Raw genomic sequence first — 19,601 nt, forward strand, 5'->3', positions numbered from 1 at the left:
ATAGCACCTCCCTTACAAGGAGGGGGTCACTGGTTCGAGCCCAGTATCGACCACCATTTCTTTTTATTCCTGTTTTACCTTTCTAAAGATTCTTCATTTCAAATATTTAATTCGTACTTTAAAGCCGTTGCGTTTTCTTTACTTACTTCATAAATCTAAGTCTATTTTTGTGTCTGTCTCTAACTCTTTCTCTATTTCCCTCTACATCTCTGACCTTTTTTGTGGAATGCTCAGTTTTCGCAGGTAACCCAATACATGTGTGATTGACTGGGTTCGTTTAATTAGAGCTTGATCAAACCACTAAAAAAGCCGCTCAACATGCATTGAACGGCTTAGTAGGGGAAAACGAATCGTTATTTTATAAGCGATTAATCTATACCGAGGAAACCACCTGTTTGGTGTGCCCATAACTGCGCATAAATACCCCCCGACTTTATCAATTCCTGGTGTGTACCTTGTTCAACAATCTTGCCCTTATCCAAGACAATTAACCTGTCCATTGCTGCGATGGTTGATAAGCGATGGGCAATGGCAATCACAGTTTTACCTTGCATTAATTCATATAAACTTTCCTGAATCGCTGCTTCTACTTCAGAATCGAGAGCTGATGTTGCCTCATCGAGTAACAAAATTGGCGCGTTTTTAAGCAGCACACGGGCAATCGCGATACGTTGGCGTTGACCACCTGATAATTTAACACCGCGCTCGCCGACCTGTGCATCAAGTCCAGTATTACCAAAGGGATCTGATAAGTCTTTAATGAACTCACTGGCTTGAGCCTGTTCAATTGCCGCCAGTAATTGCTCATCTGACGCTGTTGGATCGCCATAAAGGATGTTTTCACGAATGGAGCGATGCAGTAATGAGGTATCTTGAGTCACCATGCCAATCATTGAGCGCAAAGAGTCCTGAGTGACATCGGTGATCTTTTGGTCATCAATTGCAACGTGGCCTTTTTCTACATCATGAAATCGCATTAGCAAATTTACCAATGTAGATTTACCTGCGCCAGAGCGACCCACTAAACCGACTTTCTCGCCCGCTTTGATGTTCAAGTTCAAGTCGTTAATGACACCAGATGCTTCACCATAATTAAAGCTGACATCATTGAAATCAATTTTACCATTGTCTACAACGATATCTTTAGCATCTGTTTTATCTTCAATTTCAATCGGTTTCGATAAGGTGTTCATCCCATCTGTTACTGTACCTATGTTCTCGAACAGTGAGCTGATTTCCCACATGATCCATTGAGACATGCCATTTAGGCGCAATGCCAAGCTGACAGCGATTGCAATCGCACCCACAGTGATGGCGTTATCGGCCCATAACCAAATCGAGACTGCCGCAATGGTAAATGCCAACAAATAATTAATCGCTTGAACCAATACGTTAATGATAGTCACTAGACGCATTTGACCATACACAGTCTGTAAGAAGCCCATCATGCTGTCTTGGGCGTAATCTGCTTCTTGTTTGGTGTGCGAGAATAACTTTACGGTTGAAATATTGGTGTAGCTGTCAACAATTCGTCCTGTCATGGTCGAGCGTGCATCAGCTTGCTTAGTAGAAATCGCTTTTAATTTCGGCACGAGTTTCCACTGAATAGCAACATAAGCAAATAACCACACTAGCATCGGTAGCATTAAACGCACATCAGCACTGGCAATCATCACTAGCATTGAGGTGAAATAAATAATGATGTACATCAGTACATCAAGCAATTTCATCACGGTTTCTCTCACAGCTAGTGAGGTTTGCATTACTTTGGTGGCAATACGTCCGGCAAAGTCGTCCTGATAGAACGAAACGCTTTGTTTAAGCAAATAACGGTGTGCTTGCCAGCGTATCGCCATCGGGTAGTTACCCAAGAGTGTCTGATGAACAATAGAAGCATGCAGCCAGACCAATGCAGGGATCACCACTAAGACAATTACGGACATACCAATGAGGGTGTTCCCTTCATCCTGCCATAATGTCTCAGGGTTTTTAGTGACTAACCAGTCTACTAATTTGCCCATAAAACCAAATAAAGACACCTCTAAAATGGCCAAAATAGCGGTTAATATCGACATAATGATTAGATGCTTTTCAAACCCGCGAGTGTAATGACGGCAGAAAGCATATACGCCTTTAGGGGCTTGCGACGGCTCTTCTTGAGGAAGGGGATTGGTTAACGATTCGAAAAATTTAAACATCAACAGCTCAAACAAATATTAGTTAACGATAGGATACCGTAACTTGTGAACGAAGTGTTGAATTGATTATGACAATTGATGTTAGCATTAAATCAACATTGAGTTCCGTTTTCCGCTAGTGAGCGGCGACAACTTTGGTTAAAGTAGATTCACATTTTAAGATTGTGAGTTAGTTTACGCCGCCATGAAAGCTATTAATAAAACGGATACCCATCAATCAAACGAGATGCCAATAGGTTTGTCTTCGCTTGCTTATAATCATTGCCATTTACCTGATGATACCTGCAGACAAGCCAGACTAAGTCGAGATGCACGTTTTGATGGCCGATTTTTCATTGGGGTTAAAACCACAGGTATCTTTTGTCGCTCAATTTGTCCAGCATCGCCGCCAAAAGAGCAAAATGTGGTTTATTTTGATTCAGCGATCAAAGCTGCAGAAGCTGGGCTTAGACCTTGTTTACGCTGCAGGCCTGACAGTGCGCCACAATCTAACGCTTGGAAAGGAACCAACACCAGTTTACTGCGTGCCATTAGCTTGATTGATGCAGGGTGTTTAAGTGGTGAAAATGCAGAATCGTTAACCCAATTGTCTGCACGTCTTGGCATAAGTTCTCGCTATTTGAGTCAAATATTTAACAAACAGCTTGGAACATCGCCCAAAAAATATGCTCTATACCGCCAGTTAATGTTTGCCAAACAATTATTGCATCAAACACAGCTACCTATTACCGATGTGGCCATGGCGGCAGGTTTCAATAGTATTAGACGATTTAATGAAGTGTTTAAAGCGCAACTGCAACTGACGCCATCTCAATTAAGGCGTTCACCGTCTGCTAAAACGAATACTAATCCTATTGCCAGGAAAGGGATTAAAGACAAACCAGCTCTTGATACACATGCCAGTTTCTCCCATGGGATTAACTTATTGCTGGATTACCGTCCGCCATTTTTATGGTCTGATTTATGGGCATTTTACAAAGTTCGCGCGGTTGAAGGTATGGAGTGGCTTGATGAACAGTCGCTCACATATGGGCGTAGTTTTTCACTGGGTTTTGATGATATTTCAATTAGAGGCACATTTGAAATCTCAGAAGTTAACGCAAAAAACCAGCTGTTATTGAATGTGCAATTCGAACGTGAGCAAGATATTGGCTATTTATTTCAAGTTGTTCAATATGTAAGAAAAATATTAGATTTAGACGCTGATATGGATGTAATAGAAGCTTCTTTTTCTCCATTAGTGTCTATGGGAATGCGTGTATCATCTGGCCTTAGGAACCCCGCGACAGCATCAGTTTTTGAGGCAGGTTGCCGAGCTGTGTTAGGGCAGCAGGTGAGCGTCATTCAGGCGAGTAAATTGCTTAATGTGCTAGCAGTAAATTACGGCGATAAAGCAGTCATAGGCCAGCGAGAAGTGCTCTTTTTTCCTAAGGCTGAACAGGTTGCCACAGCAGGACTTGAAGAGTTTAAAATGCCTGGCGCCAGAAAACGTGCATTAAACGGGTTAGGTCAATTCGTTGCTGAGAATCCGTTAGCCTCACCCGAAGCCTGGATTGAGGTGAAAGGCATAGGCCCATGGACTATTGCTTACGCCAGAATGCGCGGAGAAAGTGACCCTAATATCTTTTTGGGTGGCGATTTAGTGATTAAAAATAGACTTAAAGCACTCATAGCAAAGCAAGACATTACTTTAGGAACTACGACAGACTTTACACCTAAATATTATCAACAGCTTGTAGAGAAAATCAGTCAGCAAGTCAGCCCTTGGGGCAGTTATTTAACCTTTCAATTATGGAAAAATGATGAAAATTAATAATCAACCGCCAGTGTTTCAACAGGTTATTGCTAGTCCTGTGGGCTATCTGAAACTACAAGCATCAACGCATGGGCTGACTCACTTACAAGTGGTAGCTGAATCAACCACACTGGATGCGTTATCTCAGGCGGACTCAGGAGAGGTCAATCAAGCGAAAGCTTTTGTTATTCAAGCTATTGAAGAATTACGCGAGTATTTTTCAGGTGAAAGGCAAGTTTTTGATGTCAAGTTAGCAGCCAAAGGAACTGAGTTTCAGCAGCAAGTTTGGCAAGCATTAAAGGCGCTGCCCTTTGGCGATATTTGTAGTTATGCGGCCATTGCCGATACGGTTGAACGCCCCAAAGCGGTTAGGGCTGTTGGCGCCGCAAATGGCGCAAACCCAATTGCGATAATTGTGCCTTGTCATCGAGTGATTGGCAAAGATGGCAGCTTAACGGGTTATGCTTACGGACTTGAAATGAAGCAATTTTTATTGAACTTGGAAGGGGTCAACTTGTAAAGGATGGACTCACTAAGATTAAGCTAAGAGCGAATGAAGTCATTCATTAAATATTAGCGAGCTATTGATGAGGGCATTTCTTTAGTTTTAATCATTTCTAATCTAGCTTGAGTCCACTTTTTAGCTGCTATGTATCATTTAGCTTATTAAATGCGCATAGCATGCGCAATATCGCTAACTTAACCTGCTCAAATAAGCTAAAATACTCTCAAAGCTATATCCAATTTCTATTTTATTTGAGCATCCATAATTAATGACATCAGCTAACAACTCTCCTGTTACTTCGCAGACAAGTGCAACATCTTTTGCCGAACTTGGCCTTATTGCACCTATTAACAATCGTCTTGCGGAAATGGAATATAAAACGCCAACACCTATTCAGGCACAGGCTATTCCGAGTGTTATTGCAGGAAAAGATCTATTAGCTGGCGCCAATACGGGTTCAGGTAAAACTGCTACATTTGTTTTACCCATTCTGCAAAAAATCCATCAAGCCCAACAAGGTGCTAAAAAAGATAAAGGCAACTTTGTTTCGGCATTAGTGCTAGTGCCTACACGAGAGCTTGCAAAACAAGTTGCTGACAGTGTGAAGTCTTATGCTGTTCATTTTAATGGTGCAATTAAATCAACAGCCGTGTTTGGTGGTGTATCAGCCAATACGCAAATGTTAGCGCTACGTGGCGGCACAGATGTTTTAGTGGCAACTCCTGGGCGTTTACTTGATTTGATTTCGAGCAATGCGATTAAGTTAGATAAAGTTGAAACCTTAGTGCTTGATGAAGCTGACCGAATGCTGAGTCTTGGTTTTACTGAAGAGTTATCATCTTTGCTTGCCTTAATACCACAGAAAAAACAAACCTTGTTGTTCTCTGCGACGTTCCCTGAAGAAGTTCGCACACTGACAGATAATCTGCTGCAAGACCCTGTTGAAATCCAATTGCAGAGCGCGGATGCCAGCACATTAGTACAACGGGTGTTTACGGTAAATCGTGAAAAGAAAACTGCGCTTCTTGCTGAGCTAATTAAGCAAAATAAATGGCGCCAAGCGCTTATCTTTGTCAATGCGAAAAATAGCTGTAAGCATCTAGCCGATAAATTATCAAAGCGTGGCATAACTGCGGAAGTCTTTCATGGTGATAAAGGTCAAGGCGCACGTAACCGCGTTTTAGAGGGCTTTAAAGCAGGCGATATTGAAGTGTTAATTGCCACCGATATTGCAGCCCGTGGTTTAGATATTGAGAAACTGCCAGTGGTGATTAATTTTGATTTACCACGAAGCCCAGCTGATTATATGCACCGTATTGGTCGCAGTGGCCGTGCTGGTGAAGTGGGCTTAGCGTTATCTTTGATTGCCCATGCTGATTACCATCATTTCAGTATTATCGAGAAAAAGAACAAAATTCGTTTAGAGCGTGAAACCTTTGTTGGCTTTGAACCTGATGAAGAAATGCCTGACGATGAATATGCTGTAGAAAAGCCAATGGCAAAACCAGCTGGTACGGGTAAGAAAAAGAAGAAAAAACAAGCACCTGTTAATGTTGATATTTGGGCTGGTATTGCTAAAGAAGATAGCGATAAAGATGACAGTGCTCAATAATACCATTTGAATAATGGAAGCTTATGAGGTTCAGGGATTGATTCTACGTTAAATGATAAATAAACCCGAATCATAAATTTAAGAGCAACCATTAAATATGAAGCAGTTATTTTGGTTAGTAGATGGCGTTATCGCCGGTCGAAGTGGTCCCAATAAACATGAATGGGATGTCGCAGAGTTAAAAACCGCTGGTATTGGTGCGATTGTATCGCTCAATAACGGTGAAGGTGTCGATGAGGATCAACTAGCAGCGTTAGGTATTCGCTACCTGTGTACGCCTTTTTCAAGAAATATTCCGCCACAGGAAGGTGACGTTGCTATTTGCACTGAACAAGCGCCAAAAGCGCTGGCATTTATTCGTCAATGTGAGGCTGATAATATTGCCGTGTTGATACATTGTCGCTCAGGCAAAGATAGAACGGGTATTATGATGGCGTATTATTTGATGGATAATGGCGCTGCCCCTGTTCACGCGGTAAGCCAAGTGCGCAGTATCCGCGATATCGCATTTAGTTCAGAAGGCTGGGATCAATTAGTTTTTGACGTGCTATATGCTTTGCAAGATTAGTTATCCTAGAATGAGTTGTCCTAGAATGAGTTGTCCTAGAATAGGATCAAAGGTTTAAATCCATAACGAGAAAGGAATCGGTGAATGCACAACAATAAATACATATTTATCTTATGTTTTGTGTTTGCCTTTTTTATTTCCGGTTGTGCATCTCAGGTGGAATTTGAACCTTTAGAGCCTCAATATAAACTTGCTCCCCCCAAAGATTCAGTGTTAGCGGAATATGTCGAATCGCATAAAAAACCAGAATTAACCGGTGTTAAAACCTTAGCTGATGGCCTTGATGCATTCATCGCTCGTTTAGCAATGATTGAAAGCGCAACAACAAGCATTGATTTGCAGTACTACATTTATCGCAATGATGATGTCGGTAAGATGCTCACGCTGTTTTTATATCAAGCAGCTGAGCGTGGTGTGAGAGTGCGTATTTTATTAGATGATATGACCACTGCTAGCTATGATGATGGATGGATGGTGATTGCTAATCATCCTAATATTTCTGTAAGGCTATTTAACCCTTCCTATGAAAGACATTATCGTGGCATTGCATTCATTACTAATTTCACTCGCATGAATCATCGCATGCACAATAAGTCATTAACCATAGATAACTTAGTGAGCATTGTGGGCGGCAGAAATATTGGCGCTGAATATTTTTCTGCAAACGAAGATGTCGAATTTGGTGACTTAGATGTACTGACTATCGGTGAGGCTGTTGATGACGTCTCAACCCAGTTTGATACCTATTGGAACTCTAAACAAGTTCAAAGCATTCAACAGCTTGTTCCTGCCAACGATATAAATACCAACCTTGAACTATTGATCCAAGAAGCGGCAGATTATAAAGCGACATTAGCGAGTAGTGAATACTATAAACGCCTTGAGAACAGCAGTCTGCTAGAAAGGCTTAAAAACCAGTCTGTGCAGTGGTACTGGGGTAAAGCTGATGTTGTCTATGACCCACCCAATAAGCTCAAAGCGAGTAGCGACACTCCCATTTTACTTGATGATCTAAACTACTTTTTTAATCAAACTCAGCAAAGATTAGTGATTGTGTCACCGTATTTTGTTCCAGGAGATGCGGCAACAAATGCTTTTATTAAAGGAGTAAAACAAGGTAAAGACATTACCATTGTTACAAACAGCTTAGCGGCGACGGATGTACTTGCTGTTCATGCAGGTTATCAGCAGTACCGTCAAAAGTTAGTTGAAGGCGGGGTTAAAATTTACGAAGTAAAAGGCAGTCCAACTGAGAAAAAATCCAGCTGGAAGGGCAGTAGTCGTAGCAGCCTGCACGCTAAGACATTCGTCATTGATGAAGACATGGTCTTTGTCGGCTCTTTTAATTTCGACCCTCGTTCAGCATTGATTAATACCGAAATGGGCATTGTGATTGAAAGTCAACAATTAGCCAAAGACATGGTTGCAGGGTTAACTGAGTCAGCCGTTTCTAAAGCCTATGAACTCGCTATCGAAGATGGCGACTTGGTCTGGATAGACAATACAGATGGCAAGGTTATTTATGCAGAACCAGGCGCAGGTTTTTGGCGCAAATTCTTTGCGGATTTTCTTGCATTATTGCCAATAGAGTCACAGCTTTAACCCCTAAAACTCAATTAGTTTCGCCTAAATTTGATATGTTATTATCGGTATGGTTAACTCAATTTAATGTATTTTAATGGGTGATTTTATGAAGAGCAAAGCGAGCCAATCTCAGGGGCTGTTACTGTTTCATCTCTCTCATATTCAGCAATTTGCCTTAGGTACGTTGAAGATCCGCGAAATTGTCCCATTTAGTAATTTATCCAAAATTCCACGTTCTCACCCATCAATTCTTGGCGCAGCGACTATTCGTGGTAATACTATTGCCGTGATTGATATGGCAGCAGCTATTGGCTTTAAAGCTATTTCGCCAGATGAGCAAAAAGATTGTTATGTGATTATCACTGATTGCCAGAGAATGGTGATTGGTTTTCTAGTCAGAGCCATCGATAAAATCATTGAGTGTAATTGGCGCGACATTGAAGCGCCAGCGTCCAACCTAGGTCATAATGTGTTTTTAACTGGGGTGACGCGCTTAGATAATAAATTAGTTCAACTACTCGATGTTGAACTTCTGATGGCTAAAATATTCCCACATGATCCTGCTGCAAACCGCGCAATACTGACAGATGTTCAGCGTGAACAATTAAAGCCGATGCGTATTTTATTGGTGGATGATTCCAAGGTTGCCAGAAAGCAATTATCCGATGCGCTCGACTCGATTAACATTCCATATGATGTGACTTCAGATGGTCATGATGCATTGCAAATAATGCGTGATGCAGCAGCCCAACAAAAACCTATTAATATTTTAGTCAGTGATATTGAAATGCCAGGACTTGATGGCTATGAGTTAGCATTTGAAGTAAAGAACAATCCTGAGCTAGCGAACGCGTACATCATTTTGCATACTTCGCTTTCCAGTGAGATAAGTGTCAGTCAAGCTAAGCAAGTCGGCGCCAATGAAGCGCTGACCAAATTTGATGCCCATGAATTAATCGATGCCATGCTACGTGGTGCTAAATAGTGGTTTTGCTAGGGTTTTAACCTACTGCATTATAATTGGTCACATGTTGGCTAAATGTGGTTTGTTTGGAACTAGTGAGTAATATTAGCGTATCATTTTGCCCTCAGACTAGACTTTAGCCATTTCATCCGATATATACCTATCAGAGCTTATTAAAAGCCGCACAAATATTAGAGCTTATTAAAAGCCATAAATATAATAATCATAGGTCAAGCAATGAATCAAAATCAATCACTGTTAGCGCGGGTTGCTAACGGTAGCTTAGTGCTACAAATTCTCGTCGGTATTGTTCTCGGTGTTATCCTCGCCACAGTTTCAACCTCAGCAGCTACTCAAGTGTCATTTTTAGGTAGTTTATTTGTTGAAGCGTTGAAAGCTGTTGCACCTATTTTAGTGTTTGTCTTAGTGGCATCATCAATTGCAAATCAAAAGAAAAACACCCAAACCAATATGCGACCTATTATCGGCTTGTATTTGGTTGGCACGTTAGCTGCTGCATTAACGGCTGTGGCATTTAGTTTTGCATTTCCAACAACGTTATTACTTGCAGGTGGTGTTGAAGGGTCTAACCCGCCACAAGGCATTGCAGAAGTATTGAATACATTGCTATTCAAAATTGTAGATAACCCAGTAAATGCCATATTAACAGGTAACTATATTGGTATTTTAGCGTGGGCTGTGGGTCTGGGGATCACATTACATCATGCGAGTGATTCAACGAAGAAAGTGGTGTCAGATTTAAGTGACGGCGTAACTAAAATCGTTCGTTTCGTAATTCGTTTCGCACCTATTGGTATCTTTGGTTTGGTTTCTGGCACAATTGCAGCCACAGGTTTTGAAGCATTAGCGGGATACGCTCAATTATTGGGTGTGTTAGTGGGTTCAATGCTGTTTATCGCATTAGTGGTTAACCCGATTATTGTGTACATAAAAATCAGACGCAATCCTTATCCATTGGTACTGAAATGTTTACGTGAAAGTGGCGTGACTGCATTCTTTACGCGCTCAAGTGCAGCGAATATTCCAGTGAATATGGCATTGTGTGAAGAGTTAAAACTTCATAAAGATACTTATTCAGTATCCATTCCATTAGGTGCAACCATTAACATGGGCGGTGCGGCAATTACGATTACAGTGCTGACGCTTGCAGCTGCAAATACCTTAGGTATTCAAGTCGACTTCTTAACCGCTGTGTTATTAAGTGTGGTTGCAGCGGTATCAGCTTGTGGTGCGTCAGGTGTTGCTGGCGGTTCGCTATTATTAATTCCATTAGCTTGTGGCTTATTTGGCATTTCAAATGATGTGGCGATGCAAGTGGTTGCTGTTGGTTTCATTATTGGTGTGGTTCAGGACTCTGCTGAAACAGCATTAAACAGTTCTACCGATGTCGTATTCACTGCTGCAGCATGTGAAGCGGCGGAAGCGAAAGAAAACAGCTAATAAAGACTACTTTATAAGCTAAAAAAACCGCTCATATGAGCGGTTTTTTTATTTTAGTCATTGGGCAAATTACTAATCACTAAATCACTAAATCTTAGCTGCTAGCCCTTTACCTTAGTCACTAAAAGGGTGCTTGCTGAAAAAGGTTCGCTGCTTTTGCGTGTAAGGATGGGTAATTGTTAGCATTTGCGCGTGCAGGCTCAATCTATCTCTTAGCGCGATGGTATTCTCATCAGCATAAAATGCATCACCTAATATCACATGGTTGAGTGCTAGCATGTGAACGCGCAGTTGATGTGTTCTACCTGTTTCTGGCATCAGTTTAACCAGAGTATGCTCTGGGTGTCTTTCAATCACTTCATAATGCGTAACCGCTGTTTTTCCTTGTTCAGATACAATCTGAAAAGGCGGGTTAGTTTTGTCGGCTGCTAATGACAAATCTACAGTGCCTGAGTCACTCTCAAGTTGGCCCTTAACCTCTGCGATATAAACCTTTTTGGTTTTACGGTCTTGAAATTGGGTCTTTAAATGAGATTCGGCCTTCTTATTACGAGCAAATACCATTACACCTGAGGTATCACAGTCTAAACGATGCACTAAGATGGCTTCAGGAAATAGTTTTTGCACTCGTGTAATAGCACAGTCATGTGTCGCAGGTGCTTTACCCGGATTAGCGAGTAATCCAGCTGGCTTATTGATGACAATGATATCGCGGTCTTTATAACGGATATCTAGCCAAGGAATACTAGGTGGTTGGTAATCAAAAATTTGCATGAAGTCGCATCGGTTTACAAAATAGTGGGGTATTTTAGCAAAGTTTTCGCTGTGCAGTAATGATTAACGCACAGCGAATAACAATAATGGTCTAATCTAGCTTGCTCTGGTGGATTATACGCGTCGGTGCTTGACCTGACTATGGCAGGTATTGCTCAGGTGTTTTTCTACTATAAATTCGACTGTATGCCATTAATTGCGGATAAAAGGTTCTAAATGCAATTTCAATATCGACATATAATGTATCTACATCTTTGATGGCCGTGTTAAACAATTCAGGTTTTGAAATTCTCCGACTCACGTCTTCAATGGCTTTATTCAATCCTTGTTTAGTTTGGTAGCTGGATAGCCAATCTTGTTCGATAATGCTGGGAATGATGAGTTGCAACTTTTCCGGTAAGTCAGAAGTGTCCTCAAGACTGCGATAAGCTTTTTGAGTAAAGTCAGCCAAAGGCTCCTGATGATATTCATCCCAATAAAAGGCCAAGTAATGGTCAAAGGCTAAATCCACCAATATTGGTGCGACTCGGCGAGATGATTTTGGGAATAATTTGATTAAGTCCACAATTAATTCATGGCTATCAGTTATTTGATCTATCTGCCTATGAAGCCAAATCCCTTGCTGTAAATGCTGTGGGAAGTGTTTTATATCGCCTTTTGCAAAGTCACCAGCGAGATTGGCTGCTAAATGAGTATTGCTGATATCGGCTAAATGTAGGTGAGCAAGAAAGTTCATATTTTGTACTTTTATTTTTTGAATTTTTCAGTATGATGCTTAACCACGTAGTGAAAAGTTAAACGCCTGCTGACATCTTTTAAGTCTAGTTTCAATCATATAGATTTCTACTCAAATGTCATTGGTATTATTTTCAGGGATGTTACGTCTAATTATAAAAATCGGTTTAAGGATCATGGATGATGAAAAACTGGATAATGTCAGTACTGGGTCAACAACCTAATCGCAAGCGTACAAAAATTGAAGTTGACCTTCGATTCGAAAAGCAATCTTTTCTACCTGAAAATAACTCTTTAGCTGAAGAAACTGATGCCGCGAAATCCGCAGCCGAAGTGGATAACAATATCCATCAATTCAAATCGCCCAATATTAAGTAACCCTCCGAACGGTTAAAAGCTGAACTGAAATTTGGTTCAGCATTCAATGTGGATCGATTCTTTACTCAATCACATTCAGATATTTGTTTCCTGCTGCTGGCAAACCAAAGATTAAATCACCGTCTAAACTTGATATTCATGGTCAGTAGTCCTAGACTAGCGGCCGTTTTTATTGTCTTTAAAAGAGTATAGATATGCGCGTTGCTGATTTTTCTTTTGATTTACCAGATGAACTTATTGCCCGCTACCCAATGGCGGAGCGAAATGCATCAAGATTATTGACCCTTGACGGCAATAGCGGTGCATTAGCAGATCAGCAATTCACTGACGTGTTGTCGAAAGTAAATAGTGGCGATTTGATGGTGTTTAATAACACTCGAGTTATTCCCGCGCGTCTATTTGGCCAAAAAGCCTCAGGCGGTAAACTCGAAATTCTTGTTGAAAGAATGCTTGATGATAAACGTATTCTTGCTCACGTTCGTTGTTCAAAATCGCCGAAAGTTGATTCAATTGTCATCCTAGATGGCGGTTATGAAATGAAGATGCTTAAGCGTCATGACGCGCTATTCGAATTAGAACTGGATTCTGATAAAACGATTCTTGAAGTGCTAGAAGAAGTGGGGCATATGCCACTGCCTCCTTACATTGACCGCCCAGATGAAGACACTGATAAAGAGCGTTATCAAACCGTATATAACCAAACCCCTGGTGCGGTAGCTGCGCCAACTGCAGGCTTGCATTTTGATGATGCGATGCTGGCTGCATTAAAAGACAAAGGCGTGAATATTGCTTTTGTGACTTTGCATGTCGGGGCTGGGACTTTTCAACCTGTTCGTGTTGATACCATTGATGAGCATGTGATGCATTCTGAGTGGGCTGAAGTCTCTCAAGAAGTGGTTGATTTAATCGCGGCAACTAAACAAGCGGGCAATCGAGTCATTGCTGTAGGTACGACCTCAGTACGTTCACTTGAAAGTGCGGCGAAGGCCAGTGGTGATAATCCGCTTGCTGAATTTAAAGGCGATACCGATATCTTTATTTTTCCTGGTTATCAGTTCAAAGTGATTGATGCCATGGTGACTAATTTCCATTTACCAGAATCAACTTTGATCATGCTAATTAGTGCATTTTCAGGTTTTGATAATGTAATGAATGCCTATCAACACGCGATCGAACAAAAATACCGCTTTTTTAGCTATGGCGATGCCATGTTTTTAACGAAAAAAGCCCCGTAACGATTGATTTTGATCTAAAATACCCGCCCACAGAGGTGGGTATTTTTTTGGGTTAATTTTAACTTATTACTTGAAGTTATCACTTATGCCCTCATGTCTTATGCAACAACAACGAGTCAGACTGTTTATCTGGCAAGGTGATTTATGAATTTTGAACTTGATACAACAGACGGACGCGCACGTCGCGGCCGCTTAGTTTTTGAACGTGGCACGGTTGAAACACCTGCTTTTATGCCTGTTGGCACTTACGGTACCGTTAAAGGTATGACACCAGAAGAAGTTCGTGCGACGGGTGCGGATATTTTACTGGGTAATACATTCCATTTATGGCTACGTCCTGGTGAAGAAATTATGCGCAAGCATGGTGACTTACACGACTTCATGAACTGGCAGCGTCCTATTTTAACCGATTCAGGTGGATTCCAAGTATTTAGCTTGGGCGACATCCGTAAAATTACCGAAGAAGGTGTGCATTTCCGTTCACCAATTAATGGTGAAAAGATTTTCTTAGACCCTGAAAAGTCTATGCAAATCCAAAACTCATTAGGCAGCGATGTCGTGATGATTTTTGACGAATGTACTCCGTATCCAGCAACGCATGACGAAGCACGTAAATCAATGCAGATGTCTCTGCGTTGGGCACAACGTTCACGTGACGAGTTTAACCGCTTAGAAAATCCAAATTCTTTATTTGGTATTGTTCAAGGTGGTGTATATGAAGATTTACGCGACGAAAGCGTTAAAGGCTTAACTGACATTGGTTTCGATGGTTACGCCGTGGGTGGTTTGGCAGTTGGTGAGCCAAAAGAAGACATGCATCGCATTTTAGAGCATGTTTGTCCTCAGCTACCAGAAGAAAAACCGCGTTACTTAATGGGCGTGGGTAAACCAGAAGATTTAGTGGAAGGCGTTCGCCGTGGTGTAGACATGTTTGACTGTGTTATGCCAACTCGTAATGCCCGTAACGGTCACTTATTTACTTCTGAAGGTGTCATCAAAATTCGTAATGCTCGTCATCGCGATGATACAGCTCCTTTAGATGAAAGCTGTGATTGTTATACCTGTAAGAATTATTCACGTGCTTATTTATATCACTTAGATCGCTGTAATGAGATCTTAGGTGCGCGTTTAAACACCATTCATAACCTACGTTACTATCAAATTTTGATGGAAGGTTTGCGTGGTGCTATTCAGACGGGTACATTAGACGCCTTCGTTACGGATTTTTATACTAAGTTGGGTCGTGAAGTCCCACCAGTACCAGAATTACAAGACTGATTTTTAATCTAGAAAACAAGAAGAGAGTAATATGTTAATTTCAAATGCATACGCAAACGCAGCTGGCGCACCACAAGGTGGCGGCACGATGGAACTGATTTTCATGCTAGTAGTTTTTGGCTTGATTTTCTACTTTATGATTTTCCGTCCTCAGTCAAAGCGCGTTAAAGAGCACAAAAGCCTAATGTCAGCATTAAGCAAAGGCGATGAAGTGCTAACAAGCGGCGGCATTTTAGGCAAGATTGCTAAAATCAGCGAAGACAGTGATTACCTTTTATTGAGCATCAATGAAACAAGTCAAATCACTATCAAGAAGGATTATGTTGCAGCGGTATTGCCTAAAGGTTCTATCCAGTCGTTGTAAGCCAAGAGGGCTCAGGTGTGTTAAATAAATACCCAATGTGGAAAAACATCATGGTGTTGCTTGTCCTCACCATTGGTGGTTTCTATGCAATTCCAAACCTTTATGGTGAGGATCATGCGGTACAAGTCGTAGCGACTCGTGGCGCAGAAGTAACAGCTTCAACACTATCGTCAGTAAATGGATTACTTGAGAGTAAAGGCATTGCGGTAAAGCGCGCTGAGCTCGAAGATGGACAATTAATTGTCCGTGTTCAAAATGCTGAACAGCAATTATTGGCAAGAGAAGCAATTGCAGAAAGTTTAGGTGACAAATATACCGTTGCATTAAACTTAGCGCCAGCTACCCCTGAATGGCTTGATGCCATGGGTGGGACGCCAATGAAATTGGGTCTTGATTTACGTGGCGGTGTTCATTTCTTAATGGAAGTGGATATGGGCGAAGCCATTCGTAAGATGGAAGAAGCCAAAATTGCTGATTTCAGAAGCCAATTACGTGAACAGAAAATCCGTTATGCCGGCGTTCGTAAAACGGCTAAAGGCTTAGAAATCAAGTTCCGTGATGCTGACAATCTTGCTAAAGCTGAACGTTATTTGAAATCGTTAAGCAATGAAATGGTATTCACCGACGGTAGCGTTGGCGAAAACTATGCTTTATACGCAAGCATGAGTGATGTTTATTTGAGTCAAATCAAAGAAGACGCACTTCAGCAAAACATCACCACTATTCGTAATCGTGTTAACGAATTAGGTGTTGCTGAGCCAGTTGTACAACGTCAAGGTGCAGAACGTATTATTGTTCAGTTACCTGGTGTTCAAGATACTGCGCACGCAAAAGAGATTTTGGGTGCAACCGCATCGATTGAATTTCGCATGGTAGATGATAAAGCTGACCAAGCCGCAGCAGCTGCTGGCCGCGTTCCTGCATCATCTGAGGTTTACCCACGTCGTTCTGGCGGTATTGCTGTATTGAAAAAAGAAGTAATGCTAACGGGTGATCATATCACTGGTGCTCAACCTTCATTTGACGAATACAGTCGTCCACAGGTGTCAATTAACCTTGATGCTAAAGGCGGTAATATCTTCTCAAACGTGACTAAAGACAACATTGGTAAACCAATGGCGACTTTATTTATTGAGTATAAAGATAGCGGACAACGTAACCCTGATGGCACAGTGAAAATGACTAAGATTGAAGAAGTCATTTCAGTTGCCACCATTCAGGCACGTCTTGGCCGTAACTTCGTGATTAATGGTCTTGACCATGCTGAAGCACAAAGTTTAGCGTTACTGCTACGTGCAGGTGCTTTGATAGCGCCGGTAACGATTGTTGAAGAACGCACAATTGGTCCAAGTCTTGGTGCTGAAAATATCGAAAACGGTCAAATGGCGATGATCTGGGGCATGATAGTTGTCTTAATCTTTATGCTTATTTATTACCGTGCATTCGGCGTCATCGCAAACTTAGCGCTAACCGCTAACTTAGTGATGGTTGTGGGTGTAATGTCGATGATTCCTGGTGCTGTTTTAACCTTGCCTGGTATCGCAGGTATGGTACTAACAGTCGGTATGGCTGTTGATGGCAACGTGCTTATTTTCGAACGTATTCGTGAAGAGTTGTTAGCAGGTCGTAGTGTTCAACAGGCAATTCATGAAGGGTATGCGAATGCATTCTCTACCATTGCCGATGCGAACATCACAACCTTTATGACTGCCTTGATTCTATTTGCTGTGGGTACTGGTGCTGTAAAAGGTTTCGCAGTCACACTAATGATAGGTATCGCAACGTCTATGTTTACATCTATTGTGGGAACACGTGTCATCGTGAATCTCATGTGGGGTGGTAAACGCGTTAAGAAACTGTCTATTTAAGGAGACGTCGACTATGTTACAAATATTTTCAGTTACCAAAGCGATCGACTTCCTTAAGCATGCGAAGGTTATCAGTCTTTTATCGGTTGTTCTTGTTGTTGGTTCTCTACTCTCTTTAGGAGTTAAAGGCATCAACTGGGGACTTGATTTTACTGGCGGTACCGTCGTTGAACTTGAGTTTTCTCAGCAGGTTGATTTGATTCAACTGCGCAGCGGACTTGATGCTGATGAAGCAGAAGGTGCGGTGGTTCAAAACTTTGGCTCAAGCCGTGACGTATTAATTCGTCTTCCGGTACGAGAAGAAATCAAAAGTGATGACCAAGTTAGTGCCGTTATGGAAGCTGCTCGTTCAATTGATTCGAACGTGATTCAAAAGCGTGTTGAGTTTGTTGGACCTCAAGTCGGTAAAGAGTTAGCCGAGCAGGGCGGTCTAGCCGTTATTGTTGCGTTAATTTGTATTTTGATTTACGTATCATTCCGTTTTGAATGGCGCTTAGCAATGGGCTCTGTTGCGGCACTTGCTCATGACGTTATCGTTACTTTAGGTGTTTTCTCAATCTTACAACTTGAGTTTGATTTGACTGTATTAGCGGGCTTATTGACCGTTGTCGGGTATTCATTGAACGATACGATTGTTGTATATGACCGTGTTCGTGAAAACTTCCTCAAGATGCGTAAAGGCGGCCCTAATGAAGTCGTCAATAAGTCAATTACTCAAACTATGAGCCGTACCATTATTACAACAGGGACAACCCTTGTGGTAGTGATTGCACTGTTCCTTAAAGGTGGCACGATGATCCACGGATTCGCAACAGCATTGCTGTGCGGTATTTTTGTGGGTACCTATTCATCTATTTACGTTGCAAGTTTCTTAGCGGTTAAGCTTGGGATCTGTCGTGAACATATGATGCCTGTTGAGATTGAAAAAGAAGGCGCTGATCAAGACGCTGTTATGCCTTAATGATTAACTTATTAAGGAAATAGCTAATAATTAGCGAACCCAAAAGCCACTCAATATTGAGTGGCTTTTTTGTGAATGTCATTTAGCGAATTAAGCGTTTTGTTGGGATAACAAATGTTGGTAGACGAGAGGAGAAATTGCGGCAATAAACTGGCCATTAGCAGGGTGCAATACATCGAGTTCAACCCAACCATCCGTTGAAAGTTGCTCTAAAACGTTAACCTGGGTACTGTCCACCGCTTGAGCCTCCCACACCCCTTGTGCTTTGATAATGCCAAAATTGGTATGTAATCGAGTAATCGTAAATGGGATCATAATTGAGTCACTTCGATTTGATAATGGGCTTGGCCTTTTTCACCAGAAGTAAAAGTACCGTGTCCTTGAATATTAACTAACTCACCTTGGCCAGAATTAGGCACAATCATAAAACGGCTGCTGGCAATGCCATTTTCAAACTTGCCATCATGCTGTAATACGAAACTGCCAGATTTACCACTAACACTCACTTCAACGTTTTCATAACCGCAAAATACTGCCATGCCGTCGGCGGTATAGCACATAATGTATTTAGGCTGGCTGACCCCTTCAAGATCACCTGAATACATTTGGGTAATACTTGCTGACGTTTGTTTCGCGCCATCAGGGTGCTGGATATCGGTGGTTTCATCCCAGCTGGTAATTTGAAAAATGCCTGATATTTGAAGATTCATATTGTTCTCCTTTTAGAACTAACATGAGCATATATTGAGTATAAAGTTTAATCAATGCTCGACAGCAAGAACCATTTGCAAGTAGGATAATTAAAAATTTGCCAGCAGAGCAATAGCAGTAAGGATAATAATGGAAGATAGAAAAGTACTATTAACTGGTGGAAACTTGCTCCAGGCGCACACTTGGAAAGGGCTACTGGAAACAAATGGCATCATGGTCGAGCTCACAGGCGAAGCATTAGTAGGGGGAGTCGGCGAACTTCCTACTGAAATGCAAACTGTCGATCTATGGGTTAACCAAAATCAATTAGAGCAAGCTCGCTCAATTCTTGAATCACATGATATGGATCGTCCTCAATGGCAATGTTTACATTGTCATGAAATGAATGACGGCAGTTTTGAATTGTGTTGGCAATGCAGTTCGCCCCAAAGTACACCTCATAACTAATATACATAATGAATACCAATAGCGAATAGCCATAACCAATGACCCAAAACTAAGATAATGAGTTAAATCATATTAATTGATTATCTTTGATAGCCAAATTGACTAGGACAATCACTGATTAAATTGGTTATAGTCAGGTCATTGTGATATTTCGAGACGAATC

General features: G+C 41.5%; 19 protein-coding genes. 14 read left to right on the forward strand and 5 right to left on the reverse strand.

The genetic code is table 11. The annotated features are described in order from the left end of the window. Positions 1-368: 368 nt before the first annotated feature. Positions 369-2,198, reverse strand: coding sequence for an ABC transporter ATP-binding protein (locus LMH66_RS18110; protein WP_229372119.1), 1,830 nt, complete (start codon positions 2,196-2,198; stop codon positions 369-371). A 184-nt stretch (positions 2,199-2,382) separates the two neighbouring features. Here LMH66_RS18110 and LMH66_RS18115 point away from each other — a divergent pair, with 184 nt between their 5' ends. From LMH66_RS18115 to sstT, 7 genes are all read left to right on the forward strand, one after another. After that, positions 2,383-4,011, forward strand: coding sequence for an Ada metal-binding domain-containing protein (locus LMH66_RS18115; RefSeq protein ID WP_229372121.1), 1,629 nt, complete (start codon positions 2,383-2,385; stop codon positions 4,009-4,011). Continuing rightward, positions 4,001-4,513, forward strand: a complete 513-nt coding sequence (locus LMH66_RS18120; protein WP_229372123.1) for a methylated-DNA--[protein]-cysteine S-methyltransferase — start codon at positions 4,001-4,003, stop codon at positions 4,511-4,513. The genes LMH66_RS18115 and LMH66_RS18120 overlap by 11 nt, the downstream gene beginning before the upstream one ends. Positions 4,514-4,766: 253 nt before the next feature. After that, positions 4,767-6,110 carry a DEAD/DEAH box helicase gene (locus tag LMH66_RS18125; protein WP_229372125.1) on the forward strand — a complete coding sequence of 448 codons (1,344 nt, stop codon included), beginning with the start codon at positions 4,767-4,769 and terminating at the stop codon, positions 6,108-6,110. A gap of 97 nt (positions 6,111-6,207) precedes the next feature. Next, the gene (locus LMH66_RS18130) at positions 6,208-6,678 is read left to right on the forward strand and encodes a dual specificity protein phosphatase family protein (RefSeq protein WP_229372127.1); all 471 of its coding nucleotides are present in this window, start codon (positions 6,208-6,210) and stop codon (positions 6,676-6,678) included. Between the two features lie 84 nt (positions 6,679-6,762). Then, positions 6,763-8,280, forward strand: a complete 1,518-nt coding sequence (locus LMH66_RS18135; protein WP_229372129.1) for a phospholipase D-like domain-containing protein — start codon at positions 6,763-6,765, stop codon at positions 8,278-8,280. Positions 8,281-8,368: 88 nt separating this feature from the next. Then, the gene (locus LMH66_RS18140; RefSeq protein WP_102526708.1) at positions 8,369-9,247 is read left to right on the forward strand and encodes a chemotaxis protein CheV; all 879 of its coding nucleotides are present in this window, start codon (positions 8,369-8,371) and stop codon (positions 9,245-9,247) included. Between the two features lie 216 nt (positions 9,248-9,463). Next, on the forward strand, positions 9,464-10,687 hold the full coding sequence (gene sstT, locus LMH66_RS18145) for a serine/threonine transporter SstT (protein WP_102526677.1): 1,224 nt from the start codon (positions 9,464-9,466) through the stop codon (positions 10,685-10,687). A gap of 114 nt (positions 10,688-10,801) precedes the next feature. Here sstT and LMH66_RS18150 read toward each other — a convergent pair whose 3' ends face one another. Then, positions 10,802-11,461 carry an RluA family pseudouridine synthase gene (locus LMH66_RS18150; RefSeq protein ID WP_229372131.1) on the reverse strand — a complete coding sequence of 220 codons (660 nt, stop codon included), beginning with the start codon at positions 11,459-11,461 and terminating at the stop codon, positions 10,802-10,804. A 139-nt stretch (positions 11,462-11,600) separates the two neighbouring features. Beyond that, positions 11,601-12,197: an ACP phosphodiesterase gene (locus LMH66_RS18155; protein WP_229372133.1), complete on the reverse strand. Its 597-nt coding sequence runs from the start codon at positions 12,195-12,197 to the stop codon at positions 11,601-11,603. A 182-nt stretch (positions 12,198-12,379) separates the two neighbouring features. On the opposite strand from LMH66_RS18155, the gene LMH66_RS18160 reads away from it, so the two are divergent. The 6 genes from LMH66_RS18160 (at position 12,380) to secF (ending at position 18,280) form a co-directional block, all read left to right on the forward strand. After that, the gene (locus LMH66_RS18160) at positions 12,380-12,574 is read left to right on the forward strand and encodes a hypothetical protein (protein ID WP_229372135.1); all 195 of its coding nucleotides are present in this window, start codon (positions 12,380-12,382) and stop codon (positions 12,572-12,574) included. Positions 12,575-12,768: 194 nt separating this feature from the next. Further along, positions 12,769-13,809, forward strand: a complete 1,041-nt coding sequence (gene queA, locus LMH66_RS18165; protein ID WP_229372137.1) for a tRNA preQ1(34) S-adenosylmethionine ribosyltransferase-isomerase QueA — start codon at positions 12,769-12,771, stop codon at positions 13,807-13,809. A gap of 144 nt (positions 13,810-13,953) precedes the next feature. Beyond that, entirely contained in the window at positions 13,954-15,087 is a 1,134-nt protein-coding gene (gene tgt / locus LMH66_RS18170) for a tRNA guanosine(34) transglycosylase Tgt (protein ID WP_102526682.1), read from the forward strand. 31 nt (positions 15,088-15,118) lie between these two features. After that, positions 15,119-15,451, forward strand: coding sequence for a preprotein translocase subunit YajC (yajC, locus tag LMH66_RS18175; protein ID WP_102526683.1), 333 nt, complete (start codon positions 15,119-15,121; stop codon positions 15,449-15,451). A gap of 17 nt (positions 15,452-15,468) precedes the next feature. After that, the gene (gene secD / locus LMH66_RS18180; RefSeq protein WP_229372139.1) at positions 15,469-17,319 is read left to right on the forward strand and encodes a protein translocase subunit SecD; all 1,851 of its coding nucleotides are present in this window, start codon (positions 15,469-15,471) and stop codon (positions 17,317-17,319) included. A 13-nt stretch (positions 17,320-17,332) separates the two neighbouring features. Continuing rightward, a complete protein-coding gene (gene secF, locus LMH66_RS18185; RefSeq protein WP_229372141.1) occupies positions 17,333-18,280 on the forward strand; it encodes a protein translocase subunit SecF in 948 nt (315 codons plus the stop codon). Positions 18,281-18,370: 90 nt separating this feature from the next. On the opposite strand, the gene LMH66_RS18190 is transcribed toward secF, so the two are convergent. Together LMH66_RS18190 and LMH66_RS18195 are read right to left on the reverse strand one after the other, a co-directional pair. After that, a complete protein-coding gene (locus LMH66_RS18190; protein WP_229372143.1) occupies positions 18,371-18,595 on the reverse strand; it encodes a hypothetical protein in 225 nt (74 codons plus the stop codon). Continuing rightward, on the reverse strand, positions 18,592-18,990 hold the full coding sequence (locus tag LMH66_RS18195) for a DUF3224 domain-containing protein (protein ID WP_102526687.1): 399 nt from the start codon (positions 18,988-18,990) through the stop codon (positions 18,592-18,594). The genes LMH66_RS18190 and LMH66_RS18195 overlap by 4 nt, the downstream gene beginning before the upstream one ends. A gap of 130 nt (positions 18,991-19,120) precedes the next feature. Here LMH66_RS18195 and LMH66_RS18200 point away from each other — a divergent pair, with 130 nt between their 5' ends. After that, positions 19,121-19,438: a DUF2007 domain-containing protein gene (locus tag LMH66_RS18200; protein WP_102526688.1), complete on the forward strand. Its 318-nt coding sequence runs from the start codon at positions 19,121-19,123 to the stop codon at positions 19,436-19,438. The last annotated feature ends 163 nt before the right edge of the window (positions 19,439-19,601 follow it).

This window comes from Shewanella sp. 10N.7 (genome assembly GCF_020806285.1).
GTDB lineage: Bacteria > Pseudomonadota > Gammaproteobacteria > Enterobacterales > Shewanellaceae > Shewanella > Shewanella electrodiphila.